This window comes from Dapis brunnea BLCC-M229, from assembly GCF_050015995.1.
Lineage (GTDB): Bacteria > Cyanobacteriota > Cyanobacteriia > Cyanobacteriales > Microcoleaceae > Trichodesmium.
Genome location: NZ_JBNHEP010000263.1, coordinates 1 through 3,510, shown reverse-complemented (window position 1 = coordinate 3,510; position 3,510 = coordinate 1). Strand labels below are relative to the sequence as shown.

General features: G+C 35.6%; 2 protein-coding genes and 1 pseudogene. All 3 read left to right on the top strand.

What is annotated here, in order from left to right:
• Positions 1-457 precede the first annotated feature (457 nt).
• A pseudogene (locus ACP6PM_RS30325) lies at positions 458-628 on the top strand (transposase family protein); the annotation flags it as partial.
• Between the two features lie 786 nt (positions 629-1,414).
• Complete coding sequence (locus ACP6PM_RS30320; RefSeq protein WP_426590596.1) at positions 1,415-1,660, top strand: hypothetical protein; 246 nt, start codon at positions 1,415-1,417, stop codon at positions 1,658-1,660.
• Between the two features lie 9 nt (positions 1,661-1,669).
• The gene (locus ACP6PM_RS30315) at positions 1,670-2,539 is read left to right on the top strand and encodes a hypothetical protein (RefSeq protein ID WP_426590595.1); all 870 of its coding nucleotides are present in this window, start codon (positions 1,670-1,672) and stop codon (positions 2,537-2,539) included.
• Positions 2,540-3,510 lie beyond the last annotated feature (971 nt).

The following is a 3,510-nucleotide window of genomic DNA, read 5'->3' as shown; positions in this document are numbered from 1 at the left end:
TCTGAGTAGGATTTTTGGGAATATTATCTCCTCGGTTTTCGACTACTCAATTTTTCTGGTTTTGTCAGTGAGAGATTTTGTTTGAAACTCTCAATTTTTTTGGCAAAGCTAACTAGGGAAATTTGTCTGAGTCTACATCTATATATATAGATATTTATCGGAGTCGCTGTGAAGAAAAGTTTCTCAATTCTCAGGTGTAGACAGTCAGATTTTTTCTGGTCTGAGTAGGATTTTTGGGAATATTATCTCCTCGGTTTTCGACTACTCAATTTTTCTGGTTTTGTCAGTGAGAGATTTTGTTTGAAACTCTCAATTTTTTTGGCAAAGCTAACTAGGGAAATTTGTCTGAGTCTACATCTATATATATAGATATTTATCGGAGTCGCTGTGAAGAAAAGTTTCTCAATTCTCAGGTGTAGGCAGTCAGATATTGTCTAAATAATCACAATATTTAACAATGAAACTCCAGCCTAAGAAGAGTATTTGTGAATATTTTAGCAGTTTAGAAGACCCCAGAGTGGAGAGAAAAAAACGCCATAAATTAATTGATATTATTACAATTACGATTTGTGCTGTGATTTCTGGTGCAGATACATGGGTAGATATAGAAGCTTATAAAGAAGGAAAAATAACCTGTGAACGAAGATATTACATTAGTAGTTGCTCAAATAATGCAGAAAATTTAGCTGAAGCTACTCGTGGCTATTGGGGAATTGAAAATCAATTAAATTGGGTTTTAGATGTTCAATTTCAGGAAGATGACTCTAGAATTAAATGCATATAATGCTCCAGAAAATTTGACAGTAATTAAGCAAATAGCTTTAAATTTATTAAATCAAGAAAAAAACTGTAAAAACCGGAATAAAAAACAAACGAAAAAGAGCAGGGTGGAACAATGATTGCCTCCTCAAAGTTTTATTCAGCTCATAATAAATTCTGAATGTAAATAAGTGAAAATATCCGGTAGGATGATTTTGTTTTACTGTGAAGTAGCAGAACTATTATTTATTTTGCTTTGATTACTTAAGCGCGATTGCCGACTGTAGTATCCACAATAAAAGTCAAATAATAATATTTTATGCTCCTCAAAAAAAATAAGTGATTGCAGATATTAAAGTCTGCAATAAAAGCAAAACAATATTTGTTAGTAATTTCATAAATTAAAGTGATTGGATATAGCAAGCTCAACCATAAATTTCCTAATCGGGCATACTGGGACCTTATAGATACCAATATAGAATCCTACCAAGAGACTTATATTTACCGTAACTATTAAGATCAAAGAGGTACGCTTCTAAGTCCACAACTGCACTGTATATAAACCTTCTGGAAGACCTGAAGATAAAAGATGTTGACTGTCTTTTCAACTTTGGGTGTATATAATATATGTTTAAGGTTACAAAATCAAAAAATCATGGAACAACGTCAGTTACCACAATTGGCAATCTCTGTTACACCTGAAGAGAAACACCATATTAAAACTTTGCCCTTGTCTCACAACTTGACACTTGGTAAGTTCACTATGTTGACCATAGAGAGATTTGAAACTGAACTTCAACTAAATCCGAACTTAGCACAGTTGGGTAATACTTTTATAAGATTGCAGATTGCAAAAGTAATCTACTTAAGGCCACTATATGGCCATTTATACAAACAATAGGAGGAAATTATGAAGAAAATTGAAAGACTGGAGATCGAACCAGAAATGTTTGGAGAAGTAATGTCAATCTGTCCTGAAGCTAAAAGAATTGGTTTTGAGGATGATTGGATAATATTGGATATGTCTCAAGTACCTTCTGAAAAAGTTAAAAATTTATTCAATACAAAACCTGGTGTGCAAACAGAGTTTGATAATTATAACACGCCAGAAATATTTAAAAATCACCGCCCACTAATTAAAACAGAAGTGGACAAGTTGTTAACTAAATTACCAGGTGTTCAGATGTCGCTTCATCCTTTAGCGTCGTTGGAAACGGATAATCAAGATTTCATTTCCTGTGCAACAATGGTTTGTCCTAATCTAATCTACTTAGGTATGGATTTTATTGATTTCAGACATTATGATACTAAAAATGTCCAAGTTGATGAAGCTTTTGAGTTTGTGAATTGGTGGGTCAGTGCTGATAATCGAACTCGCTATATGGGTCGGCGTGAACACTGGGGTTATTTAAGTGAAATAGATGTATATGAAAAACAGTTTTTCACAGATAATCCAAAGTTACTGGCTTCAAACTTACCTGTGCGTACCGACTCGGAAGCTGATGAAATTTTATCCAAATGTGCCCAAGACTACGAAGTCGCCCAAAGTGAACTTTATTCAATACTAATTGAACCTGGTCAATCTGTCTGGGATTTTATTCAAATTTTCCCTGAAAGTTACGGCCATGGCTATCTTGAAAAAGGTAAGGTGATTTTAAATATCTTTAACATACCTGAATATAAGATAAATGGACATATAAATCAATACAAAAGTTTAAAGGTTTTGAACAACCACCTGAAACCAAAAAGTCCAAAAATGAAACTCCAAGATTTATCCTAAAAGCACCAGGTGGTGGAACAGACTATAGAGACCCCAGAATGACACTGGCTAAAGAAATAATTGGGGGCAATATTGAAATTCACTGGGATAAACAATAGACACTAAAAATCCCACTCAAATCTTTGGTCGGACACGAGTGGGAGTTAATTGATTCAATTTATTTACCGCTTATTGGCATCCTCCCGACGCTGCTCGAGGAGACAGGGCGGGATTCCTAACCATCGCGCTATTTGGGCTTTCTGCTGCCTCTTGCAGAGGAGCTGCGCAATTCAAGTCGCTCCGCGAAACAATGCAGCTACCTCCAAGGTTGAGCCTCTTTCCGGTCTTACGGTCGCTCCACAGTACGTCGCGAATCCGACAGCTCCCCTAGACACTGCTAGTCCAGCAGCCTTAATTTTACTACTATAGCACACTCAGCAGGAAAACCGCACATTGATTGCTTTTCCCATACGACGCTCCATTACAAGTGAACTAGAGAGATTTGTCTGAGTCTACATCTATATAGATATTTCTGGGAGTCTTTCTGAAGAAAAATTTCTCAATTATGAGGTCTAGGCAGTCAGATTTTTTCTGGTCTGAGTAGGATTTTTGGGAATATTCTCTGGTGGGTTTTCCAGTTATCAATTTTTCTGGTTTTGTGGGTGAGAGATTTGGATTAAGAGACTGTTTGTAAAATAAGTATTAAGAGAACATGCGAGTGACTAAAATCTAAAAGCGGTAATACTTCAAGAGATTGAAATTTGGTAGGTAGAGAAGTATTCAGTACATATATTCCTAGATTTTTAAGCGACAAATATTTGTCTTGATTTCTTCCTCCTTATTCCCTATTCCCTATTCCCTATTCCCTGTTCCCTGTTCCCTGTTCCCTGTTCCCTGTTCCCTATCTCCTTTTTATATTTCCTTTACAAACAATCTCTAAGACTCTCAATTTTTTGTCAAAGTGAACTAGAGAGATTTGTCTAAGTCTAGAT

Excerpts from the sequence above, each read along its gene's own strand:
- ACP6PM_RS30315 (WP_426590595.1), top strand. The coding sequence starts at position 1,670 with ATGAAGAAAATTGAAAGACTGGAGATCGAACCAGAAATGTTTGGAGAA.
- ACP6PM_RS30320 (WP_426590596.1), top strand. The coding sequence starts at position 1,415 with ATGGAACAACGTCAGTTACCACAATTGGCAATCTCTGTTACACCTGAA.